Source organism: Pseudomonas sp. DP-17 (assembly GCF_022380625.1).
Taxonomy (GTDB): domain Bacteria; phylum Pseudomonadota; class Gammaproteobacteria; order Pseudomonadales; family Pseudomonadaceae; genus Pseudomonas; species Pseudomonas nitroreducens_A.
The window spans coordinates 213986-235270 of sequence record NZ_JAKSXG010000014.1 but is presented as its reverse complement, the minus strand read 5'-3'; the positions used below and the strand labels follow the sequence as shown (position 1 = coordinate 235270).

The window sequence follows — 21285 nt, the reverse complement described above, 5'->3', positions numbered from 1 at the left end:
GCGTTCCCCAGAAGATGTGTGGCGTGCCGACGGATGATGGATTCGGGCGGACAATCGCGCGAATGTAAATTCCTACTAAATCGTCAGCAAGATAGGACATATAGTATCTGTAGACGCCTGAAGCTCCTCTCTTTATTCCAAATTTTTAGTACGACGGTTCCTTTCATTCTGACCGCCCCTACTCGCCGTTTCGCCCGCATCCGATGTTGAGCCTCTCTCTCGCCGCCCTCGCCGGTCTCTTCCTCTCCGCCTTTGGCGCCGCCACCCTGCTGCCGCTGCAATCGGAAGCCGTGCTGGTCGGCCTGTTGCTGGGCGGCCAGTACCCGCTGTGGTCGTTGCTGCTGGCCGCCAGCCTGGGCAACGTGCTCGGCTCGCTGGTGAACTGGTTGCTGGGACGCGGAATAGAGCGCTGGCACGGTAGCCGCTGGTTCCCGGTGAGCGATGCGGCGCTGGAAAAGGCCCAGCGTCACTACCGGCGCTTCGGCAGCTGGTCGTTGCTGCTGAGCTGGGCGCCGGTGATCGGCGACCCGCTGACCCTGATCGCCGGTGTCATGCGCGAACCGCTGTGGCGCTTCCTGCTGCTGGTCACCGTCGCCAAGGTCGGGCGCTACGCGGTGCTGGCCTGGCTCACGCTCGTCTGAATATTCCATCGTAAAAAGCGGACAGAAATTTCGTCTGCTAGTCCTGTTTTGCCACTGCTTGAAAAAAATGGCGCCAATTAATATCAATACGCCACTATTTCCTTGGCAGAGGCCTGCGGGCCTAGACCACGACCGATGAAAAGGAATTCGCGATGTTCAGAAGCATGAGTATTGGCCGCCGCGCCTCCCTGGGTTTTGCCGTGATGGGCTTGTTGCTGGTATTCCTCGGGCTGTTCTCGCTGTACAAGCTCTCGACCTTGCGCGCCGCCTCCGAAGAGATCGACAGCAACTGGCTGCTGAGCATCAACCACATGAACCAGCTGTCGGGCGACATCGCCCGCATCCGCCTGGAGTCCATGCGTCTGCTGGTCAACCACGACAGTGCTGCGCGCCAGCGCAGCCTCGACCTGATCGCCGAGGCGCGGCAGGACAAGGACAAGGTGCTCGCCGACTACCGCCGGCTGATCCTCAGCGCCGAGGAGCAGCAGCACACCGATGAGCTGCGCCAGGCGCTGGATGGCTACCTGGGATACGTCGACCAGCTGCTGGAGAATGTCCGCCGGGACGACAACGAAGGCGCGCTGCAAATCCTCAACGGCAGCATTGCCCAGCAAGGCGCGGAACTGAACAAGCGCCTCACCGCGCTGATCGACCTCAACCGCAACGGCGCTGCTGCGGCAGCCAACCGCGCCGTGGAGCAGTACCAGAGCGGTCGGCTGGTGGTGGGCACGGTGCTGCTGCTGAGCGTCGGTCTCACCCTACTGCTGGCCTGGCAACTCACCCGCAGCATCGTCGTGCCGCTCAACCAGGCGGTGCGCGTGGCCCGGACCATTGCCAGCGGCGACCTCAGCCAGCGTTTCAGCGTCGAAGGTCGCGACGAGCCGGCGCAACTGCTCAACGCCCTGGCGGACATGCAGAACAGCCTGCGCGAGACCATCCGTGGCATCGGCAACTCCGCCAGCCAGCTGGCTTCGGCCGCCGAAGAGATGCACAGCGTGATGGAGCAGAGCAGCCGCGCGCTGCAGCAGCAGAGCGACCAGATCGAGATGGCCGCCACTGCCGTCAACCAGATGACCAGCGCCGTGGAAGAAGTGGCCAGCAACGCCGCCTCCACCTCCGCCGCCTCCCGCGAGGCCATCGACGCCGCGCGCAGCGGCAGCGAGCGGGTCGACGAGACCTCCAGCGCCATCGGCACCCTGGCCGACGAAGTGGGCCAGGCCTCGCAGCAGGCGGAAGTCCTGGCCAGCCAGGCGCAGGACATCGGCAAGGTGCTGGAAGTGATCCGCAGTGTCGCCGAGCAGACCAACCTCCTGGCACTCAATGCCGCCATCGAAGCCGCCCGCGCTGGCGAAGCCGGGCGCGGTTTTGCGGTGGTCGCCGATGAAGTGCGCTCGCTGGCCCAGCGCACCCAGAGCTCGACCCGCGAGATCGAGGAGCTGGTCTCGGCCATCCAGAACGGCAGCGACCGCACCGTTGCCGCCCTGCTCAGCAGCACCGCCCACGCCGAGCGCACCGTCAGTCGCACCGGCGAGGCCGGCGCATCGCTGCAGGTGATCCTCGAGCGCATGTCGCTGATCAACGAACGCAACCTGGTCATCGCCAGCGCCACCGAGGAACAGGCCCAGGTCGCCCGCGAGGTGGACCGCAACCTGCTGAACATCCGCGACCTGGCGACCCAGACCTCGGCCGGCGCCACCCAGACCAGCGCAGCGAGCCAGGAGCTGTCCCGCCTGGCCGTGGACCTGAACGGCATGGTGGCGCGCTTCGTGGTCTGACGCGCCACTGCTTACTCCCGTTTCGCTCGATATAAAGCGAAACGGGAGCTGTCAGCAGGGAATTTTTCCGGCATTTTCCTATCCAATGGCCATCATGGAACGCCACAGGGTGGATAGATGAAACTGTTGAAATTGTCGGCCGTGCTGGCCGCCGCCGCGTTGCTGAGCGCCTGCGGAGGCAACGAGGCCAAGGTCTGCGGTTCGGACGATGTGAAGAACCAGTTGGTGAAGATCTTCCTGTCCGGCGCGCTTTCTGCCCAGTCCGACGCGCTGAGCAAGGCCGAGCTGAAAGACGTGGCGATCATCGAAAAGGACCCGGACAGTGGCGTACTGGAGTGCGTCGGTACCCTGACCGTGCCGGTGGTTGGCCAGGTCGCCTCGGGCACCCTGAAGTACCAGATCGCCCCGGCGGCCAAATCCGAGCACGACTACCTGCTGCTGCTCGCCGATGGCCCGCTGGCGAATGCCTTCGCCAAACGCATCGAGGGGATGATCCCGCGGCAGTGAGGGGTCTGCGCAGGCAATGAAAAACCGGCCCATGTGGCCGGTTTTTCATTGACGGTTTTTTTGCAGGCAGGGACCCGCAGCCTCCGGAGAAATCAGAACCCTTCCAGATCGATCAACTCGCCCTCGAAGCGAATCGACCCACCCTCCTCGTTCGCCTCGCCACCCTGGATTTCGCCGTAATAGGACAGCCCATTCTCCAGCGTCACACAGACGTGGGTCGGCTCTTCCGGCGCGTCCAGCTGGCCCTTGAAGCTCACCTCGATCACCCCCTCCTGCGGCGCGCTGAGGGTCACCGTCACGCGGGCGTTGTCCACCGCTTCGGCCTCGCGGCCCCAGTGCTCGGCGCTGACGGTCACGGTGGCGATTTCCTGTTTCATGCTCGAAGACTCTCCAACAAGGCTCCGGCGCCATGCGCGCCGGCTGATGGCGCCAAGGATACCGCGCCGCCGAAGCTACCGAAACGGCGGTTTTTCCCTGCGACCGCCTGTCGCCTGCCCTCCCCGCACTTCCACGCACCGCCCGCCACTGCTGGCCCCGGGCGCTCCGACTCCAGGGCAAATACGCCTTGCGCAAACCGTATTATGGTATACCATGATACCGAATCCCTTCCCCAACCCAGCCGAAGTCACAACTGGAGCGACCCATGAGTTTCGAGATTCGCAAGATCGTCACCTACAGCGAGCAGACCTTCATCGAAGCCGGCAAGGCTACCGACACCCCGGTGACCATGGTCGGCCTGGCCGTGGTGATCAAGAACCCGTGGGCCGGTCGCGGGTTCGTCGAAGACCTGAAACCCGAGATCAAGGCCCACTGCTCCGAGCTGGGCGCGCTGATGGTCGAGCGCCTGACCGCCGCCATCGGTGGCGCTGACAAGATCCAGGCCTACGGCAAAGCTGCCGTAGTGGGCGCCGATGGCGAGATCGAGCACGCCTCCGCCGTCATCCACACCCTGCGTTTCGGCAACCACTACCGCCAGGCCGTGGACGCCAAGAGCTACCTGAGCTTCACCAACAAGCGCGGCGGGCCGGGCACCTCGATCCAGATCCCGATGATGCACAAGGACGACGAAGGCCTGCGTTCGCACTACATCACCCTGGAAATGCAGATCGAAGATTCGCCGCGCGCCGACGAGATCGTCGTGGTCCTCGGCGCCGCCGACGGTGGCCGTCTGCACCCGCGCATCGGCAACCGTTACATCGACCTGGAAGAACTGGCCGCCGAACAGGCTCAGTGATTCACACCGTGCAGGAGCGCTCCATGATTCGGCTCACCGCTGAACGCACACCGGCCGGCACCAGTTACCTGGCGACCGGCCAGGGCCACCCCGTGGTACTGATCCACGGCGTCGGCCTGAACAAGGAAATGTGGGGCGGCCAGATCGTCGGCCTGGCCCCGCATTTCCAGGTCATCGCCTATGACATGCTTGGCCATGGCGCGAGTCAGCTGCCGCAGCCGGACTGTGGACTGGTCGGTTACGCCGACCAGCTGCGCGAGCTGCTCGACCACCTGGGCGTGGCCAGCGCGATGGTCATCGGTTTCTCCATGGGTGGTCTGGTGGCGCGGGCATTCGCCCTGCACTACCCCGAACGCCTGGACGGCCTTGTCGTGCTGAACAGCGTGTTCAACCGCAGCGCCGAACAGCGCGCCGGCGTGATCGAGCGGACCCGCCAGGCCGCCGAGCACGGCCCGGACGCCAACGCCGAGGCTGCCCTGTCGCGCTGGTTCAGCCGCGAATACCAGGCGGCGAACCCGGCGCAGATCGCGGCGATCCGCCAGACCCTTGCCAGCAACGATCCGCAGGGTTATCTGACTACCTACACACTATTCGCCACGCAGGACATGTACCGCGTGGACGATCTGGGCAGCATCAATGTGCCGACCCTGGTCGCCACCGGTGAGCTGGACCCGGGCTCGACGCCGAAGATGGCCACCGAGCTCGCCGAGCGCATTCCGGGCGCCAAGGTGACGGTGCTCGACGAACAGCGCCACATGATGCCGGTGGAGTCGCCGCGGCTGGTCAACCAGATGCTGCTCGACTTCCTGCAACAGGCGCAGGTTTCCAAGAATCACGTACAGGGGAATGTCGCATGACCCTCGCACGCTTCCAGATGTTCATCGATGGCCAGTGGGTCGATGCCGTGTCCAGCAAGACCTTCGAGAGCCTCGACCCCGCCCGCGCGCAAGCCTGGGCCGAACTGCCCGACGCCGATGAAGTCGATGTCGAGCGCGCCGTTCAGGCCGCCCAGCGCGCCTTTGACGACCCGGTGTGGCGCGGCCTCACCGCCACAGCGCGGGGCAAGCTGCTGCGCCGCCTGGGCGACCTGATCGCCGAGAACAAGGAACACTTGGCGCAGCTGGAAAGCCGTGACAACGGCAAGCTGATCCGCGAGACCCGCGGCCAGGTCGGCTACCTGCCGGAGTTCTTCCACTACACCGCGGGCCTTGCCGACAAGCTCGAAGGCGGCACCCTGCCGCTGGATAAGCCGGACCTGTTCGCCTACACCGTGCACGAGCCGCTGGGCGTGGTCGCCGGGATCATCCCGTGGAACAGCCCGCTGTACCTGACCGCGATCAAGCTGGCCCCGGCCCTGGCCGCCGGCAACACCATCGTGCTCAAGCCTTCCGAACACGCCTCGGCGACCATCCTCGAACTGGCCCGCCTGGCCACCGAAGCCGGCTTCCCGGCCGGGGTGGTCAACGTGGTCACCGGCTTCGGCCCGAGCACTGGCGCTGCGCTCACCCGCCACCCGCTGGTGCGCAAGATCGCCTTCACCGGCGGTGCCTCCACCGCGCGCCACGTGGTGCGCAGCAGCGCGGAGAACTTCGCCAAGCTGTCGCTGGAGCTGGGTGGCAAGTCGCCCAACATCATCTTCGCCGACGCCGACCTGGACAGCGCCATCAACGGCGCCGTGGCCGGCATCTACGCCGCCTCCGGACAGAGCTGCGTCGCCGGTTCGCGCCTGCTGGTGCAGGACGAGATCTACGACGAGTTCGTCGCCCGCCTGGTGGAGCGCGCCCAGCGCATCCGCATCGGCAACCCGCAGGACGAGCAGAGCGAGATGGGCCCCATGGCCACCGCGCAGCAGCTCGCCGTGGTCGAAGGCCTGGTGGCCGACGCCCTTGCCGAAGGCGCCCGTCTGCGCCTGGGGGGCAAGCGTCCGTCGATCGACTCCGAGGGCTGGTTCTACGAGCCGACCCTGTTCGAGTGCGACAGCAACTCGATGAAGATCATGCAGGAAGAAGTCTTCGGCCCGGTCGCCTCGGTCATCCGTTTCAAGGACGAAGCAGAGGCCCTGGCAATGGCCAACGACTCGCAGTTCGGCCTGGCCGCCGGCATCTGGACCCGCGACCTGGGGCGCGCCCACCGCATGGCCCGTGGCATTCGCAGCGGGATCATCTGGGTCAACACCTACCGCGCGGTGTCCGCCATGGCCCCCATCGGCGGCTTCCACAACAGCGGCTACGGTCGCGAGAGCGGCATCGATTCGGTGCTGGCCTACACCGAGCTGAAGACGGTGTGGATCAACCTCTCGCAGGCGCCCATGCCCGATCCCTTCGTGATGCGCTAAGAGGAGCGACGAGATGATCGAACCTGGCATCTACAAAGAAGTGATGGGCTCCTTCCCGTCCGGCGTCACCGTGGTCACCACCCTGGATGCCGATGGCGAGATCGTCGGCATTACCGCCAGTGCGTTCAGCGCGCTGTCCATCGACCCGGCGCTGGTGCTGTTCTGCCCCAACTACGGCTCGGACACCTACCCGATCCTGCGCGACAGCAAGCAGTTCGCCATCCACCTGCTGTGCTCCGACCAGCAGGCGGAGGCCTACGCCTTCGCCAGGAAGGGCAAGGAGAAGGCCAAAGGCATCGAGTGGCGCCTAAGCGAGCTGGGCAACCCGCTGCTGACCAAGGCCACCGCGATCATCGAATGCGAGCTGTGGCGCGAGTACGACGGCGGTGACCACGCGATTATCGTCGGCGCGGTGAAGAACCTGATCCTGCCGGAGCAGGAGGTCACCCCGATGGTCTATCACCGCGGCAAGCTCGGCGCACTGCCGGAGATAGCCGGCTGAAGCTTTCCAAGGCCGCTCGCCAGCACCCTCGGCAGCGGCCTTTTTTATTCCAGCCCGTTGGCTGGAGCTCTTCGTAGGAATGGACAGGAGCGACCGATGAGCAACGAGAAATACGAAAAGGGCCTGGCCATCCGTACCCAGGTGCTGGGCGAGGCCTACGTCAACAAGTCGATCCAGAACGCCGACGACTTCACCCGTCCGCTCCAGGAGATGGTCACCGAGTACTGCTGGGGCCACGTCTGGGGCCGGGACGGCTTATCGCTCAAGGAACGCAGCATGATAAACTTGGCGATGATTTCGGCACTCAACCGCCCCCACGAACTCAAGCTGCACGTGCGTGGGGCTCTGCGTAACGGGTTATCCCGCGAGCAGATCCGCGAGATCCTCCTGCAGGTCGGCATCTATTGCGGGGTTCCCGCAGCGGTGGACAGTTTCCGCCTCGCCCGCGAAGCCTTCGCCGAGGCCGACGCCGAGGAACGTGGTTGATTGCTGGCCCGACTTGACGATGGCGCGCCTTCAGGCGCTCCATCGTTCTTCCTATGGACAGCCAGAACACAGAGCGGACCCCATGAAACGCTTGCCACTCGACGATAGCTTCAAGGTCAATCGCAACCCCGTCACCCTGCGCGAAATCGTCCTCGACAAGCTGCGCGGCGCCATCCTCAACTTCCAGCTGCTGCCGGGCGACCGCCTGGTGGAGCGCGATCTGTGCGATCGCCTGGGCGTCAGTCGCACTTCGGTGCGCGAGGCACTGCGCCACCTGGAGTCCGAGGGCCTGGTGGAGTTCGCCGATGCCAAGGGGCCGCGCGTCGCCATCATCACCCTGGAAGATGCGGTCGACATCTACGAGCTGCGCTGCGTGCTCGAAGGCCTGATCGTCCAGCTCTTCACCTTGAACGCCAAGGCCCGCGACATCCGCAACCTGGAGCGCGCGCTGGAAGAGAACCGCCAGGCGTTGGAAGACGGCGAGCTGCAGCAGGTGATCGAATCGGTGCAGGGTTTCTACGACGTGCTGCTCGAAGGCTCGGGCAACCGCACCGCCGCCACCCAGCTACGCCAGCTGCAGGCACGCATCAGTTACCTGCGAGCCACCTCCGTGTCTCAGGAGAACCGCCGCAGCGCCAGCAACCAGGAAATGGAGCGCATGGTCGAGGCGATCAAGAGTGGCGACCCGGTCGCGGCTCACCAGGCCTCGGTCGACCACGTCCGCGCCGCCGCCAAGGTCGCCCTGGACTACCTGCGCTCCAAGCAGGACGGCGCCGGCAACGTGCGCGACATCGCCACCCCCATCGCGCTCAAAGAGCCGCGCATAGGCCGCTGACGCCATGCCCGCCCCGCGCTTCTGTCCTGCTTGCGGCAGTGGCGGCCTCAGCCGCCAGTGCCCGCCGGGCGATACCCATGAGCGCCTGATCTGCGCGGGCTGCGGTTACATCCACTACGAGAACCCCAAGGTCATTGCCGGCTGCATCATCGAGCGCGACGGCAAGTACCTGCTCTGCCAGCGCGGCATCCCGCCGCGCCCAGGCACCTGGACGCTGCCGGCCGGTTTCATGGAGAACGGCGAAACCACCGAACAGGCAGCCCTGCGCGAAGTCTGGGAAGAAACCGGCGTACGCGCCGACATCGTCTCGCCCTACTCCATCTTCAGCGTGCCGAAGATCAGCGAGGTCTACGTCATCTTCCGCGCCAGCGTGATCGAGGAAACCGGCGAGCACGGTCCCGAGACCCTGCAGGTGAAATTCTTCGCCCCGGAAGATATCCCCTGGGAATGCATCTACTACCCGGCGATCCGGCAGATCCTCGAACGCTACATCGAGGAGCGCCAGGCGGGGGTGTACGGCATCTACATGGGCAATGACGACACCGGCAAGGTGCACTTCATTCGTTGATACCCAACGCTGCGGCGAACAACGCCCCCCGTCACCCGACTCCAACCTGAAGGAACGTGCCACGCACGCGATCCGTCGACACGGCCGACGATCGATACCGACGCCATCGCCACCCACAAAAAAGCCCAAGCAAAAAAAGCCCCCGGCTCCACGATGGAAGCCGGGGGTTCAAGGGATGAAACGTCAGAACCGAATCAGTGCGCGCCCTTGGTCAGGTCGCTCTCGTTCCACTGGTCGTACACGCAGGCATCGGCGGCGGCCCAGCGCACGCGGACTTCGCTGCCAGGGGCCAGCGGCTGGGTGTTGCCGGAAAGCTCCTTCAGCGTCAGGGTCGCACCGCTGGCGGTGACCACGCTGCAGGTCAGGCTCTCGCCGAGGAACACCGTCTCGGCCACCTTCGCCGGGATTTCGTTCCAGCCTGCCGCCAGCGGTGTGGCAGCGGCTTGAGCGGGGCTCAGCACCTGAGCTTTTTCAGGGCGCACCATCAGCAGGATGTCCTGGCCTTCGCGCAGGTTCGCGGTCGGGCGGATGGCCAATGCGCGGCCTTCGAACTCCGCCGCGGCGTTGCCGTGGGCACGGGCGCGGAGGAAGTTGGAGTTGCCGAGGAACGACGCCACGAAGGCATTCGGCGGGTTCTGGTAGAGGTCGTAGCCGCTGCCCAGGCCGACGATCTTGCCGTGGCTGAAGATGGCGATGCGCTGGGACAGGCGCATGGCTTCTTCCTGGTCGTGGGTGACGTAGACGATGGTAATGCCCAGGCGACGATGCAGGTGGCGCAGTTCGTCCTGCAGGTCTTCGCGCAGTTTCTTGTCCAGCGCGCCGAGGGGTTCGTCCATCAGCAGGATGCGCGGTTCGTAGACCAGCGCCCGGGCGATGGCGACGCGTTGCTGCTGGCCGCCGGAAAGCTGCGCCGGGCGGCGGTGGGCGAACTTGTCCAGCTGCACCAGCTTGAGCATGGCGTCGACGCGGCGGTCGCGCTCGGCGCCCTTCTGCTTGCGGATGTCCAGCGGGAAGCCGATGTTGTCGCGCACCGAGAGATGCGGGAACAGCGAGTAGCGCTGGAACACCATGCCGATGTCGCGCTTGTGCGGCGGCACGTTCACCAGCGACTGGCCTTCGACCAGGATTTCGCCGCTGCTGGGCGTCTCGAAGCCGGCCAGCATCGACAGCGTGGTGCTCTTGCCCGAGCCGCTGGAGCCGAGGAAGGTGAGGAATTCGCCGTCCTGGATGTCGAGGGAAATGTTGTCCACGGCGGTGAAATCGCCATAGAACTTGTTCAGGTTGCGCAGGCTGACCAGGGTCTTCTGCTCGCGGGATTCTTGGATCACGGCACTCATGGCATTTACCTCGGCACTCAGGCGCGGATTTCGTTGCGCCGGCGCAGGGCGGCGGCGATCACCATCACCAGCACCGACAGGCCGATCAGCAGCGTCGAAGCGACGGCGATTACCGGGGTCAGGTCCTGGCGCAGGGTGGTCCACATTTTCACGGGCAGGGTCTGCAGGGTCGGGCTGGCCATCATCACGCTCAGCACCACTTCATCCCAGGAGACCAGGAAGGCGAACAGCGCGCCGGCGACCATGCCGGGGCGGATCGCCGGGAAGGTCACCTTCATCACCGCCTGCAGGCGCGACGCCCCGCAGATCACCGCGGCGTCCTCGATGGACTGGTCGAACAACTTCAGCGAGTTGATGATCGAGATGATGGTGAACGGCAACGCGACGATCACGTGGCTGACCACGAAGGAGAACAGCGTGCCGGTGTAGCCGAGCTTGAGGAACAGCGCGTAGACCGCCACCGCGATGATCACCAGCGGCACGATCATCGGCAGGGTGAACAACCCGTAGAGCAGCTCGCGGCCGGGGAACTTGCCGCGCACCAGGGCGAACGCGGTGGGCAGGCCCAGGGCGACGGAGCAGATCGTGGTGAGGATCGCCACTTTCAGGCTGGCCAGCGCCGCGTTCATCCATTCGGGGTTGGAGAAGAACTGGCCGTACCACTTCAGCGTCCAGCCCGGCGGCGGGAATACCAGCCACTGCGAGGAGCCGAACGACAGCAGGACGATGAACACGATGGGCAGCAGCAGGAAGGCCGCGATGGTGCCGGTCGTGAGGTAGAGGCCGACACGCATGCGCCGGCTCATGGCATTGGGTGAGAGCAGCATGGCTTACCTCGCGCTACTGGAAGCCACCGGGGATTCCGGCTGCAGCTTCAGGTAGAGGTAGAACAGCACCAGGGTGATGGCGATCAGCAGCGCGGCGGCGGCGCTGGCCAGGCCCCAGTTGAGGAAGGATTGCACCTGCTGGACGATGAACTCCGGCAGCATCATGTTCTGCGCCCCGCCCAGCAGCGCCGGGGTGACGTAGTAACCCAGGGACATGACGAAGACCATCAGGCCGCCGGAGAACAGACCCGGCCGACACAGCGGGATGAATACCCGGAAGAAGTTGGTCCAGGGGCTGGCGCCGCAGATCGAGCCGGCCTGCAGCACCATCGGGTCGATGGCGGCCATGGTCGCCTGCAGCGGCAGCACAATGAACGGGATCATGATGTAGCTCATGCCGATCACCACGCCGGTGAGGTTGTGCACCAACTCCAGCGGCTGATCGATGATGCCCAGCGCCATCAGGGCCTTGTTGATCACCCCCGAGGCCTGCAGCAGGACCAGCCAGGAGTAGGTGCGCGCCAGCAGGCTGGTCCACATCGACAGCAGCACGATGTTCAGCAGCATGCGCCCCCACCCACGCGGCACCAGGGTGATCGCCCAGGCCAGCGGGAAGCCCAGCAGCAGGCTGATCAGGGTGACCAGCGCGCCGACCGCGAAAGTGTTGAACAGCACCCGCGAGTATGCCGAGTTGGCGAATAGCTGGGCGTAGTTGTCCAGGCCCAGGGTCGGTTCCAGCACGCCGCGCAGCAGCAGGCCGATCAGCGGGGCGAGGAAGAACAGGCCGAGGAACAGCAGCGCCGGCAGCAGGTTGCGGAAGCCGCGCCAGCGGTGGGTGAGCACTTCATCCTGTCGCATGGGTTCTGCCTTCGGGGTGGCGCTGCCGGCGGCGCGGGATGCGCCCCCGGCGGCCTGGCCCGGCTGCATCACAGCCATTTTCACTTGACCAGCCATTCGTTCCACCGTGCGGCGATCGCCGGGCCATTCTTCGCCCAGTAGCCGTAGTCCAGGGTGATCTGCTCCTGCGCGTAGGCGGTGGGCAGGTTAGGCGCGAGGTCGCCCTTGAGCTGGCCGACGCTGTCCAGGTTCACCGGGGCGTAGGCAGTCAGGTTGGCGAAGTCGGCCTGGCCCTTGGCGCTGCTGGAATTGGCCAGGAACTTCATCGCCGCGTCCTTGTTCTTGGCGCCCTTGGGCACCACGAGGAAATCGGCCATGACCAGGTTCTGCTTCCAGCTCACGCCCACCGGCGCGCCGTCCTGCTGCAGGGCGTAGATGCGGCCGTTCCAGAACTGGCCGAGGGTCGCCTCGCCGGAGGCCAGCAGTTGCTGCGACTGTGCGCCACCACCCCACCAGACGACGTCCTTCTTGATGGTGTCGAGCTTCTTGAAGGCGCGGTCCAGGTCCAGCGGGTAGAGCTTGTCCTTGGGCACGCCGTCGGCCAGCAGGGCCAGTTCCAGCACGCCGGGGCTCGGCCACTTGTACAGCGCGCGCTTGCCCGGATAGGTGGCGGTGTCGAACAGCGCCGACCAGTCCTGCGGCTGCTTGCCGCCGACCTTGCCCTGGTTGTAGCCGAGCACGAAGGAGAAGTAGAAGGAGCCGACGCCGTGGTCGGAGACGAAACGCGGGTCGATGCGGTCGCGCTTGATGGTGTTGAAGTCCAGGGGTTCCAGCAGGCCTTCGGCGGCAGCGCGCAGGGCGAAGTCGGCTTCGACGTCGACCACGTCCCACTGGACGTTGCCGCTCTCCACCATGGCCTTGAGCTTGCCGTAGTCGGTGGGGCCGTCCTGCACCACGGGGATGCCGGTGGACTGGCTGAAGGGTTCGGCCCAGGCCTGCTTCTGCGCATCCTGGGTAGTGCCACCCCAGCTGACGAAGCTGAGGCTGTCGGCGCCGAAGGCAGCGGTGCCGGTTGCGCCGAGGAATGCAGCGGTCAGGACCGCGATCGCACGTTTTTTGAACACCATCTTGCTTGCCCTCATTGTTGTGATTGTTCACGGCGGTCTTCGTGGAACGCCTGTCTGGAGCAGGTGGCCGTAGCGTCGTCAGGTTGCGATGGAGTGGCACGCTGACCGGCAGAAATTGCAAGGCCTACGGAATGTCATATTATGGTATTCCAAACTTTCCGCAAGTCCCCGGCGACACCGGCCATCGTGGCAGCGAAGCTTGGGTGAACACCCCGTCGTTCCTCGTGTTGCGCAGGTGATTGATTGAAAAGGAAATCTTTTTTCATCCTCACCGTGCTGAATTTTCCTGGCGAAAAGCCAGCACGGCGAGCGGACGAACGGATCAACTTTCGAAAGGCAGCGTCTCCACCACTTCCAGGTCGTAGCCGGTGAGCCCGGCGTACTTCAGCGGCGCGCCCAGGTGGCGGATCTTGCCGACGCCGATGTCCTGCAGGATCTGCGCGCCGGTGCCGACCTCGGAATAGATGCGCGACTGCGAGCGGGTGAACTGCCGCGGCGCCTGGGTGAGCTGCGGCACGCGAGCCAGCAGCGCCTGGGACGACTCGTTGTTGGCCAGCACCACGACCACGCCATGGCCGACTTCGGCGACCTTCTGCAGGGCGGCCCAGAGCGTCCAGTTCTTCGGCCCGGTGTACTCGGCGCCGACCAGGTCACGTAGCGGGTCGATCACGTGCACGCGCACCAGGGTTGGCTCGTCGCGCTTGATATCGCCCATGACCATGGCCATGTGCACGCCGCCTTCGATGCGGTCCTCGTAGGTGACGAGGCGGAAGGTGCCGTGCACGGTGGGCAACTCGCTCTCGCCGATGCGCGCGACGGTGTGCTCGTTGCTCAGGCGGTAGTGGATCAGGTCGGCGATGGTACCGATGCGGATGCCGTGGCGCTTGGCGAAGGCTTCCAGGTCCGGGCGCCGGGCCATGCTGCCATCGTCGTTCATGACTTCGACGATCACCGAGGCCGGGGTCAGCCCGGCCAGGCGCGCCAGGTCACAGCCCGCCTCGGTGTGGCCGGCGCGGGTCAGCACGCCGCCTTCGCGGGCGCGCAGGGGGAAGATGTGGCCGGGCTGCACCAGGTCCTCGGCGCGGGCGCCCGGCTGCACGGCGGTAATCACGGTGTGCGAGCGGTCGGCGGCGGAGATGCCGGTGGAAACGCCGGTGGCCGCCTCGATGGACACAGTGAAGGCGGTGGAATAGGCGCTGCCGTTGGCCGGCACCATCTGCTCCAGGCCCAGGCGGGCGCAGTGCTCGTCGGTCAGCGTCAGGCAGATCAGCCCACGCGCCTCGCGGGCCATGAAGTTGATCGCCTCGGGCGTGCAGCGCTCGGCAGCGAGCAACAGGTCGCCTTCGTTTTCACGGTCTTCGTCGTCGACCAGGAGCACCATCTTGCCCTGGCGGTAGTCTTCGATGATGTCTTCGATGCGGTCGAACGGCATGGTGCAGTACTCGGCTGGATCGTGGATGAAAAAATCTGGTATACCATAATACATTTCTTAGCCGAAACAGCAGCAAGCAGAGGTGAACATGAAGGCTTACTGGATCGCTCACGTCGATATCACCGACCCGGAGCAATACAGCGAATACACCCGTCGCGCCCCGGCGGCCTTCGCCAGGTACGGAGGCAAGTTCCTCGCCCGAGGCGGCCGTTCCGAGGCCCTCGAGGGACGCCCTACTCCTCAGCGTAGCGTGGTGATCGAGTTCGATTCCTATGAGCAGGCGATGGCCTGCTACCGCTCGGCGGAATACCAGGAAGCCTGCGCGCACCGGCAGGGCGTGGCGAAGGCGGATATCGTCATCGTCGAGGGGTTCGAGGGGTAAGGCCCGGCCATGGGCGAGCGGGATTGCCGTCGGCCCTGCCGACGGATCGCGGGCATGGCCCGCTCCTACAGGGGGGCAGTACCGCTCTGGCTCTGGCTCTGGCTCTGGCTTTAATGAGGCTTCCAGAGAAGTATCCACACGCGCCGACTGCCCCGTTCAGGAGGCTTCGTTGAAGCGGAGTTTCAGGGGTTGAGCGACATGGATGTCGCGAGAGCTGCGATGGGCCAGGGACGGCCCTTCGCAGCGTGCCCCTGAAACTCCGCTTCAACGAGGGAATTTTTCGCCTAAGCAAAAAACCGGATGTCCGGGGCAAGACCTTTTGGTTCCTTTTGGGAGGGCGGCTATCCGACGTTTGCCAAAAGGGACTCGCCCGAGGGGGCGAAACCCAATCTCTCAGCGCACACATCAGCGGCGCAGAAACACTGCCCTCCCTGCAACCAAAGCTCTAGCTCCAGACCGTACAGGCAAAAAAAAGCCCCACCGAAACCCGGCAGGGCAGAGAGTGTAAAACCCAGGTCGAAACCTTATTCCGCGATCCCCAGCGCCACCGGCTGGCCGACTTCGCGGGCCTGGCCGCGGGTGGCCAGGCAGTAGTACAGCGGGACGGTCACCAGCAGGCCGACCAGCCACGACAGGTCCACCCCGTCGATGTAGTTGGCGTAAGGGCCGATGAACAGCGAGGTATTGGCGAACGGCAGCTGCACGATGATGCCGATGAAGTAGGCAATGATCGCGTGCGGGTTGAAGCGCCCGTACACGCCGCCGTCACGACGGAAGATCGAGTTGATGTCGTAGCAGCCGCGCTTGATCAGGTAGAAGTCGATCAGGTTGATCGAGGCCCAGGGCACCAGCACGATCAGCATCGCCAGAATCAGGCCGATGAACTGCGAGATGAAGTTGGCCGAGGCGCCCAGCGCCATCAGGCAGCTACCCGCCAGAACCACCGAAGACAGCACCACGCGCACCCGCACGCTGGGCGTCCAGCTGCCGGCGAAGGTCTGGATCGAGGTGACGATGGAGAGCACCGCGCCGTAAAGGTTCAGCGCGTTGTGGCTGATGATGTTGAGCAGGAACAGCAGCATCAGGATCGGGCCGAACATCCCGGTGGCCTGCTTGACCGCGACCATCGCATCGGTGCCCTCCGGGGTCGCCAGCACGGCGACGGCGCCGAAGCTGAACGACAGGCTGGTACCCGTCACCGCGCCGGCGAAGGTCGCCAGGAACGGTTTGCCGATACCGACGCTGGCCGGCAGGTAGCGCGAGTAGTCCGAGGTGTAGGGCGCGAAGCTGATCTGCCAGATGATGCCCAGGCACAGGGTGGCCAGGAAGCCGGACAGGTTGAAGGCGCCGCGAGAGAGGAAGTTCGCCGGCAGATCACCGCCGAGCATGATGACAAAACCCAGCAGCAGCGCGCCGCCCATCACCCAGGTGCCGATACGGTTGAGGGTGTGGATGAAGCGATAGCCGATCACGCCGATGGCGGTGGCACTGAGTGCGCCAATGATGATCGCCACGGACGTCGGGGTCGCCGGAACCAGGCCCTGGATCGATTTGCCCGCCAGGACGATGTTGGAAATGAAGAACCCGACGTAGATCAGTGCGGTGAAGAACACGATCAGCAAGGCGCCGTAACGACCGAACTGGCCCCGGCTCTGGACCATCTGCGGGATGCCCATCTGCGGGCCCTGCGCCGACGCCAGGGCGAGGAACACGCCGCCGAACATGTGGCCCAGGACAATGGCAACCAGCCCCCAGAGCAGGTCGAGGTGGAACACCTGAATCGCCATCGCGCCGGTCACTACCGGCAGCGGTGCGATATTGGTGCTGAACCACAGCGTGAACAGGTCGCGGGAGCGGCCATGACGCTCGGCCGGCGGCACGTAATCGACGGTATGGTTCTCGATCAGCGGAGTATCGGACATCGTTTTTGCCTTGCTTATTGTCTTTGTAAGGTCAGGTCATCCGGCGCCCCTGAATCGGGCAGAAACGGCGCTGCGGTGACGCCTGCAATATTATGGTATTCCAAATACCAAGCAAGGTATTTCTGAGTAACCGTTGGTCGAATGGTAGCCAACGGCGTGTCTGGCGGACACTCACCCTATCGGCGAAAGCCCCGTATTCCGTAGCCTCCAGCCGACAGTCGGCCTTACACCGTCCATCCATCGGGAAAAGAAAGGGCTTGCTTTCGAAGTATTACGGTATACCATCATACGAAACGACCACTCCCGATGGCCGGCTCACAAGACAGGTACTCGCAATGATCGACCACGCTGCCTACAAACAAGTCATGGGCTCCTTCCCGTCCGGAGTCACCGTCATCACCACGATGGACGACGATGGCCAGGTGGTCGGCCTCACCGCGAGTGCCTTCAGCTCCCTGTCGATGGACCCGGCCCTGGTGCTGTTCTGCCCCAACTACAGCTCCGACTCCTACCCGGTGCTGATCCGCCGCAAGCACTTCGCCATCCACTTGCTCTCCGCGGACCAGAAGGGCGAGGCCTATGCCTTCGCCAGCAAGGGCAAGGACAAGGCCCAGGGCATCGAATGGACCCTGAGCGAACGCGGCAACCCGCTGCTGGAAAATGCCACCGCCATCATCGAATGCGAACTGTGGCGCGAATACGAGGGCGGTGACCACGCCATCCTGGTCGGCGCGGTGAAGAACCTGATCGTGCCGGACCAGCAGATCACCCCGATGATTTACTGCCGCGGAAAGATGGGCGCGCTGCAGGCTTTCGCCTGACCGCCTGATCTTTCGCCGTCCGGCGCAGGCCCCTTCTTGCGGGAGTGAGAAGGGGCTTTTCTTTGGCCCGCTGATTGGTCCTGGTGCGCTCTAACTCCGCCAGCGGCGGAGCCACCATGAGACGCAAACGTAGGATGGCGTGGAGCGCAGCGATACCCATCGATCCAACGCACCGATAAGCCCGGCGTAGCGCCAGGTGGGCCAGGCGTGCGCAGCCTGTAGGAGCGCGCCATGCGCACGATCGCGGGCATGGCCCGCTCCTGCAGGGAGCCTCTTTCTCAGCCCCAAAGAAAAGGGCCCGCCTTCGCGAGCCCCTTTTCCCCATCAGGTCCTGAACCGCGACACCAGGCGGTTCAGCTCGTCCGACAGCCCGCTCAGGGTCTGCGCATCGCCCCGCGTGGCCTCTGCCAGCCCGGCCACTTCCTGGGCATCGCGGTGGATCTGGCTGATGTGCCGGTTGATCTCCTCCGCCACCTGGTGTTGCTCCTCGGCGGCGGTGGCGATCTGGGCGTTCATGTCGCGGATCACGTCCACCGATTCGCGGATCGCCCCGAAGCACGCGCGCGCCTCGCGGATCGAACCGACGGTGCGCTGCGACGCCTCCAGACTCGACTGCATCTGTCGCCCGGTATCATGGGTGCGGCGGGCCAGGGTGCCGAGCAGGTTGTCGATCTCCCCGGTGGATTCCGCCGTGCGCCGTGCTAGCGCGCGCACCTCGTCGGCCACCACGGCAAAACCCCGGCCCTGGTCGCCCGCCCGCGCCGCCTCGATGGCCGCGTTGAGTGCCAGCAGGTTGGTCTGCTCGGCGATGGAGCGGATGGTGCCGAGGATCGACTGGATGTCGTTGCTGTCCTGCTCCAACTGGCGCATGGCATCGGCCGAGTGGGCGATCTCCTCGCTCAAGCGGCCGACGCTGTCCACCGCCTCGTCGATCTGCTGCTGGCCGTCGTGGGCCTGGCGCTGGCCACTGTCGGCGGATTCTGCCGCCTGACTGCAGGAGCGCGCGACCTCGTTGGCGGTCATCACCATCTCGTTGAACGCGGTGGAGACCATGTCCACCGCTTCGCGTTGGCGTGCGGCGGTATCGGCCAAGGCCTGGGAGGTCTCGCGGCTGCTGCCGGAACTCTGGTGGATGCTGCCGGCGGCGGTGCCGATGCTCTGCACCAACCGGCGAATGGCATCGAGGAACTGGTTAAACCAGCCGGCCAGTTGCGCCGTCTCGTCGCGGCCACGCACGGCGAGGCGGCCGGTGAGGTCGCCGTCGCCCTGGGCGATGCCCTCGAGACCAGCGGCCACAGCCCGCACCGGACGCACGACCAGCCCGGCGAACAGCGAGCCGATACCGGCGAATGCCAGGGCGATGACCACGGCTATCAGGGCAATGCCCCAGGTCAGGCGGGTCGCCTTGCTCATCACTTCGCTTTCCTTGATCAGGCCGACGAAGCGCCAGCCCAGTGTCTCGGACGGCCAGACGTTGGCCAGGTAAGGCTCGCCGCCGATGGTGACTTCTACCAGCCCCTTCTGCGCGCTGGCCAGGCGCTGATAATCGCCACCCAGTTCGCCCAGCTGCTTGAAGTTGTTCTCCGGGTTATGCGGGTCGACCAGGATGGTGCCGTCGCCTTCCATCAGCATCAGGTAGCCACTCTCGCCAAGGCGGATGGCCTTGACGATGTCGGTCAGGCGCTTGAGCGAGACGTCGATGTTGACCACACCGCCCTGCGGACCGAACTGGTTGGCGAAGGTGCGCACGCTGCTCACCAGCACCACCTTGTCCGCCGCCCAGTAGTAGGCCTTGGTGCGCAGGGTCTTGCCCGGCTGCGCCATGGCCGCCTGGTACCAGGGGCGGGTACGCGGGTCGTAGTTGGCGAGCTGGGCGTCGCCCGGCCAGAAGCTGTAGCCGCCCTCGCGGGTGCCCAGAGAGACGTAGGCGTAGTCCGGGTGGCTCTGCGCCAAGCCGGTGAAGAGGTCGAACACGCGCTTGTCCAGCTCCCCGGTCGGGTGCTGTGCGGCGTCGGCACCGATGTACTGCTTGAGGCTGCTGTCGATGGCCGTCAGTTGGGGATGGTCGGCGAGGTATTCGACGTTCTGGGTGATGCCGTCGAAGAACAGCTGCATGGCGTTCTCGACCTGGCGGATCTCCCGGCTGCTGCCATCGATGAAGCTTTCCCGCGCCTCGCCGCGCAGGTTGAGGATCACCAGCACGGCGACGAGGATCACCGGCAGGCTGGCGATGGCGGAAAAGGCGAGGATCAGTTTTTGTTTGAGGTTCATCCCTACTCCCTTGGTCTGCTCACGGCAGAAACGCCTTGCAGACATCCCGTATTATGGTATACCAATATGCAACGGAACCCCAGCGTGGAGATGGCCCATGGCCAATACTCCATGCCAGCCACCGACAAGACGTGATGCGTGCCTGCGCATCCCAACCGCCGGCTGCCGCGCCGGAAACAAGAAAGGTTCGAGGTAAGCGATATGAAGTTTTCCCTGTTCGTGCACATGGAGCGCTACGACGACCAGCCCAGCCACCGCCAGCTGTTCGAAGAGCTCACCGAGTTGACGCTGATGGCCGAGGCCGGCGGTTTCTCCACCGTCTGGATCGGCGAGCACCACGCCATGGAGTACACCATCTCGCCGAGCCCGATGCCCCTGCTGGCCTACCTCGCCGCGCGCACCGAAACCATCCGCCTGGGCGCCGGCACCATCATCGCGCCCTTCTGGCACCCCATCCGCGTGGCGGGTGAATGCGCCCTGCTCGACGTGATCAGCAACGGCCGCATGGAAGTAGGCCTGGCCCGCGGCGCCTACCAGTACGAGTTCGACCGCATGGCCAACGGCATGCCGGCCGGCGACGGCGGCAAGTACCTGCGCGAGATGGTCCCGGTGGTGAAGGCGTTGTGGCAGGGCGATGTGGCCCACGACGGCGAAATCTGGAAGTTCCCCACCTCCACCTCCTCGCCGCGCCCGATCCAGAAGCCGACTCCGCCGATGTGGATCGCTGCCCGTGATCCGGACTCGCACAACTTCGCCGTGGCCAATGGCTGCAACGTGATGGTCACGCCGCTGATGAAGGGCGACGAGGAAGTCGTCGACCTGAAGAACAAGTTCGAGGCCGCCCTGGCCAACAACCCGGATGTGCCGCGCCCGCAACTGATGGTGCTGCGCCACACCCACGTGCACACCGCCGACGACCCGGAAGGCTGGAAAGTGGGCGCCGAGGCGATATCGCGCTTCTACCGTACCTTCGACGCCTGGTTCGGCAACAAGCAGACTCCGGTCAACGGCCTGTTGCCGCCCAGCCCGGAAGAGAAGTTCAAGGAGCGTCCGGAGTTCGAGCTGGAGAACATCCGCAAGAACACCATGATCGGCACCCCGGAAGAAATCATCGCGCGCATCCGCCACTACCAGGAACTGGGCGTGGACGAATTCAGCTTCTGGGCCGACAACAGCCTGCCGTACGCGCAGAAGAAGAAGTCGCTGGAACTGTTCATCCAGCACGTGGTACCGGCGTTCCGCTGATCGTCGCTGCTTGCCACAAAGGGCGCCTTCGGGCGCCTTTTGTTTTTCTTCTCGCACCCACCGATATCGGGAAAACCTCGAGCGCAGGATGGCGTGGAGCCCAGCGATACCCATCGACTCCGGCGCACCGACAGCATGGGTATCGCTGCGCTCCACCCATCCTACAAGGTGCCTCCCTCCCTGCCCGCGAACTACCAGCTC

Annotated in this window: 21 protein-coding genes; 13 read left to right on the top strand and 8 right to left on the bottom strand. The window is 65.0% G+C overall.

The features are described from left to right. The first annotated feature begins 203 nt into the window (after positions 1-203). The 3 genes from MJ122_RS23220 to MJ122_RS23210 all read left to right on the top strand — a co-directional run bounded on the left by MJ122_RS23220 (position 204) and on the right by MJ122_RS23210 (position 2923). Positions 204-641, top strand: coding sequence for a YqaA family protein (locus MJ122_RS23220; protein ID WP_239746171.1), 438 nt, complete (start codon positions 204-206; stop codon positions 639-641). A 152-nt stretch (positions 642-793) separates the two neighbouring features. Further along, positions 794-2416, top strand: a complete 1623-nt coding sequence (locus MJ122_RS23215) for a methyl-accepting chemotaxis protein (protein ID WP_239746170.1) — start codon at positions 794-796, stop codon at positions 2414-2416. 117 nt (positions 2417-2533) lie between these two features. Continuing rightward, the gene (locus tag MJ122_RS23210) at positions 2534-2923 is read left to right on the top strand and encodes a hypothetical protein (RefSeq protein ID WP_017521109.1); all 390 of its coding nucleotides are present in this window, start codon (positions 2534-2536) and stop codon (positions 2921-2923) included. 92 nt (positions 2924-3015) lie between these two features. Here the strand turns inward: MJ122_RS23210 and MJ122_RS23205 are convergent, their stop codons facing one another. Continuing rightward, positions 3016-3300 (bottom strand): hypothetical protein, encoded by a 285-nt coding sequence (locus MJ122_RS23205; RefSeq protein WP_088417897.1) that lies wholly within the window; start codon positions 3298-3300, stop codon positions 3016-3018. Positions 3301-3566: 266 nt separating this feature from the next. On the opposite strand from MJ122_RS23205, the gene MJ122_RS23200 reads away from it, so the two are divergent. The 7 genes from MJ122_RS23200 to MJ122_RS23170 all read left to right on the top strand — a co-directional run bounded on the left by MJ122_RS23200 (position 3567) and on the right by MJ122_RS23170 (position 8883). After that, the gene (locus tag MJ122_RS23200; RefSeq protein WP_239746169.1) at positions 3567-4157 is read left to right on the top strand and encodes an amino acid synthesis family protein; all 591 of its coding nucleotides are present in this window, start codon (positions 3567-3569) and stop codon (positions 4155-4157) included. Between the two features lie 23 nt (positions 4158-4180). Further along, positions 4181-5014 carry an alpha/beta fold hydrolase gene (locus tag MJ122_RS23195; protein WP_239746168.1) on the top strand — a complete coding sequence of 278 codons (834 nt, stop codon included), beginning with the start codon at positions 4181-4183 and terminating at the stop codon, positions 5012-5014. After that, positions 5011-6492 carry an aldehyde dehydrogenase gene (locus MJ122_RS23190; protein WP_239746167.1) on the top strand — a complete coding sequence of 494 codons (1482 nt, stop codon included), beginning with the start codon at positions 5011-5013 and terminating at the stop codon, positions 6490-6492. The genes MJ122_RS23195 and MJ122_RS23190 overlap by 4 nt, the downstream gene beginning before the upstream one ends. A gap of 13 nt (positions 6493-6505) precedes the next feature. Further along, positions 6506-6994, top strand: coding sequence for a flavin reductase family protein (locus MJ122_RS23185; RefSeq protein WP_239746166.1), 489 nt, complete (start codon positions 6506-6508; stop codon positions 6992-6994). 96 nt (positions 6995-7090) lie between these two features. Further along, positions 7091-7480 carry a carboxymuconolactone decarboxylase family protein gene (locus MJ122_RS23180; RefSeq protein ID WP_045209939.1) on the top strand — a complete coding sequence of 130 codons (390 nt, stop codon included), beginning with the start codon at positions 7091-7093 and terminating at the stop codon, positions 7478-7480. Between the two features lie 82 nt (positions 7481-7562). Continuing rightward, positions 7563-8315: a GntR family transcriptional regulator gene (locus MJ122_RS23175; RefSeq protein WP_239746165.1), complete on the top strand. Its 753-nt coding sequence runs from the start codon at positions 7563-7565 to the stop codon at positions 8313-8315. Positions 8316-8319: 4 nt separating this feature from the next. Next, positions 8320-8883, top strand: coding sequence for an NUDIX hydrolase (locus tag MJ122_RS23170; protein WP_239746164.1), 564 nt, complete (start codon positions 8320-8322; stop codon positions 8881-8883). 194 nt (positions 8884-9077) lie between these two features. Here the strand turns inward: MJ122_RS23170 and MJ122_RS23165 are convergent, their stop codons facing one another. The 5 genes from MJ122_RS23165 to ribBA form a co-directional block, all read right to left on the bottom strand. Further along, a complete protein-coding gene (locus tag MJ122_RS23165) occupies positions 9078-10220 on the bottom strand; it encodes an ABC transporter ATP-binding protein (RefSeq protein WP_239746163.1) in 1143 nt (380 codons plus the stop codon). Positions 10221-10237: 17 nt separating this feature from the next. After that, a complete protein-coding gene (locus MJ122_RS23160; RefSeq protein WP_239746162.1) occupies positions 10238-11047 on the bottom strand; it encodes an ABC transporter permease in 810 nt (269 codons plus the stop codon). A gap of 3 nt (positions 11048-11050) precedes the next feature. After that, positions 11051-12001, bottom strand: coding sequence for an ABC transporter permease (locus MJ122_RS23155; RefSeq protein ID WP_239746161.1), 951 nt, complete (start codon positions 11999-12001; stop codon positions 11051-11053). Next, on the bottom strand, positions 11986-13011 hold the full coding sequence (locus tag MJ122_RS23150) for a polyamine ABC transporter substrate-binding protein (RefSeq protein ID WP_239746160.1): 1026 nt from the start codon (positions 13009-13011) through the stop codon (positions 11986-11988). The genes MJ122_RS23155 and MJ122_RS23150 overlap by 16 nt, the downstream gene beginning before the upstream one ends. Before the next feature lie 322 nt (positions 13012-13333). After that, positions 13334-14443: a bifunctional 3,4-dihydroxy-2-butanone-4-phosphate synthase/GTP cyclohydrolase II gene (gene ribBA, locus MJ122_RS23145; protein ID WP_239746159.1), complete on the bottom strand. Its 1110-nt coding sequence runs from the start codon at positions 14441-14443 to the stop codon at positions 13334-13336. Between the two features lie 88 nt (positions 14444-14531). Between ribBA and MJ122_RS23140 the strand changes: the two genes are divergently transcribed. Then, complete coding sequence (locus MJ122_RS23140) at positions 14532-14825, top strand: DUF1330 domain-containing protein (RefSeq protein ID WP_239746158.1); 294 nt, start codon at positions 14532-14534, stop codon at positions 14823-14825. A 524-nt stretch (positions 14826-15349) separates the two neighbouring features. Here MJ122_RS23140 and MJ122_RS23135 read toward each other — a convergent pair. Further along, on the bottom strand, positions 15350-16747 hold the full coding sequence (locus tag MJ122_RS23135) for a cytosine permease (protein ID WP_239746157.1): 1398 nt from the start codon (positions 16745-16747) through the stop codon (positions 15350-15352). A gap of 335 nt (positions 16748-17082) precedes the next feature. On the opposite strand from MJ122_RS23135, the gene MJ122_RS23130 reads away from it, so the two are divergent. Continuing rightward, positions 17083-17568, top strand: coding sequence for a flavin reductase family protein (locus MJ122_RS23130; RefSeq protein WP_045209928.1), 486 nt, complete (start codon positions 17083-17085; stop codon positions 17566-17568). A 324-nt stretch (positions 17569-17892) separates the two neighbouring features. Here MJ122_RS23130 and MJ122_RS23125 read toward each other — a convergent pair whose 3' ends face one another. After that, on the bottom strand, positions 17893-19839 hold the full coding sequence (locus MJ122_RS23125) for a methyl-accepting chemotaxis protein (protein ID WP_239746156.1): 1947 nt from the start codon (positions 19837-19839) through the stop codon (positions 17893-17895). A 201-nt stretch (positions 19840-20040) separates the two neighbouring features. On the opposite strand from MJ122_RS23125, the gene MJ122_RS23120 reads away from it, so the two are divergent. Beyond that, entirely contained in the window at positions 20041-21084 is a 1044-nt protein-coding gene (locus MJ122_RS23120) for an LLM class flavin-dependent oxidoreductase (protein ID WP_239746155.1), read from the top strand. Positions 21085-21285: the final 201 nt, after the last annotated feature.

Bases quoted from the DNA above. Each gene is read 5' to 3' on its own strand.
- MJ122_RS23220 (WP_239746171.1), top strand. From the start codon at position 204: ATGTTGAGCCTCTCTCTCGCCGCCCTCGCCGGTCTCTTCCTCTCCGCC.
- MJ122_RS23215 (WP_239746170.1), top strand. From the start codon at position 794: ATGTTCAGAAGCATGAGTATTGGCCGCCGCGCCTCCCTGGGTTTTGCC.
- MJ122_RS23210 (WP_017521109.1), top strand. From the start codon at position 2,534: ATGAAACTGTTGAAATTGTCGGCCGTGCTGGCCGCCGCCGCGTTGCTG.
- MJ122_RS23205 (WP_088417897.1), bottom strand. From the start codon at position 3,300: ATGAAACAGGAAATCGCCACCGTGACCGTCAGCGCCGAGCACTGGGGC.
- MJ122_RS23200 (WP_239746169.1), top strand. From the start codon at position 3,567: ATGAGTTTCGAGATTCGCAAGATCGTCACCTACAGCGAGCAGACCTTC.
- MJ122_RS23195 (WP_239746168.1), top strand. From the start codon at position 4,181: ATGATTCGGCTCACCGCTGAACGCACACCGGCCGGCACCAGTTACCTG.
- MJ122_RS23190 (WP_239746167.1), top strand. From the start codon at position 5,011: ATGACCCTCGCACGCTTCCAGATGTTCATCGATGGCCAGTGGGTCGAT.
- MJ122_RS23185 (WP_239746166.1), top strand. From the start codon at position 6,506: ATGATCGAACCTGGCATCTACAAAGAAGTGATGGGCTCCTTCCCGTCC.
- MJ122_RS23180 (WP_045209939.1), top strand. From the start codon at position 7,091: ATGAGCAACGAGAAATACGAAAAGGGCCTGGCCATCCGTACCCAGGTG.
- MJ122_RS23175 (WP_239746165.1), top strand. From the start codon at position 7,563: ATGAAACGCTTGCCACTCGACGATAGCTTCAAGGTCAATCGCAACCCC.
- MJ122_RS23170 (WP_239746164.1), top strand. From the start codon at position 8,320: ATGCCCGCCCCGCGCTTCTGTCCTGCTTGCGGCAGTGGCGGCCTCAGC.
- MJ122_RS23165 (WP_239746163.1), bottom strand. From the start codon at position 10,220: ATGAGTGCCGTGATCCAAGAATCCCGCGAGCAGAAGACCCTGGTCAGC.
- MJ122_RS23160 (WP_239746162.1), bottom strand. From the start codon at position 11,047: ATGCTGCTCTCACCCAATGCCATGAGCCGGCGCATGCGTGTCGGCCTC.
- MJ122_RS23155 (WP_239746161.1), bottom strand. From the start codon at position 12,001: ATGGCTGGTCAAGTGAAAATGGCTGTGATGCAGCCGGGCCAGGCCGCC.
- MJ122_RS23150 (WP_239746160.1), bottom strand. From the start codon at position 13,011: ATGGTGTTCAAAAAACGTGCGATCGCGGTCCTGACCGCTGCATTCCTC.
- ribBA (WP_239746159.1), bottom strand. From the start codon at position 14,443: ATGCCGTTCGACCGCATCGAAGACATCATCGAAGACTACCGCCAGGGC.
- MJ122_RS23140 (WP_239746158.1), top strand. From the start codon at position 14,532: ATGAAGGCTTACTGGATCGCTCACGTCGATATCACCGACCCGGAGCAA.
- MJ122_RS23135 (WP_239746157.1), bottom strand. From the start codon at position 16,747: ATGTCCGATACTCCGCTGATCGAGAACCATACCGTCGATTACGTGCCG.
- MJ122_RS23130 (WP_045209928.1), top strand. From the start codon at position 17,083: ATGATCGACCACGCTGCCTACAAACAAGTCATGGGCTCCTTCCCGTCC.
- MJ122_RS23125 (WP_239746156.1), bottom strand. From the start codon at position 19,839: ATGAACCTCAAACAAAAACTGATCCTCGCCTTTTCCGCCATCGCCAGC.
- MJ122_RS23120 (WP_239746155.1), top strand. From the start codon at position 20,041: ATGAAGTTTTCCCTGTTCGTGCACATGGAGCGCTACGACGACCAGCCC.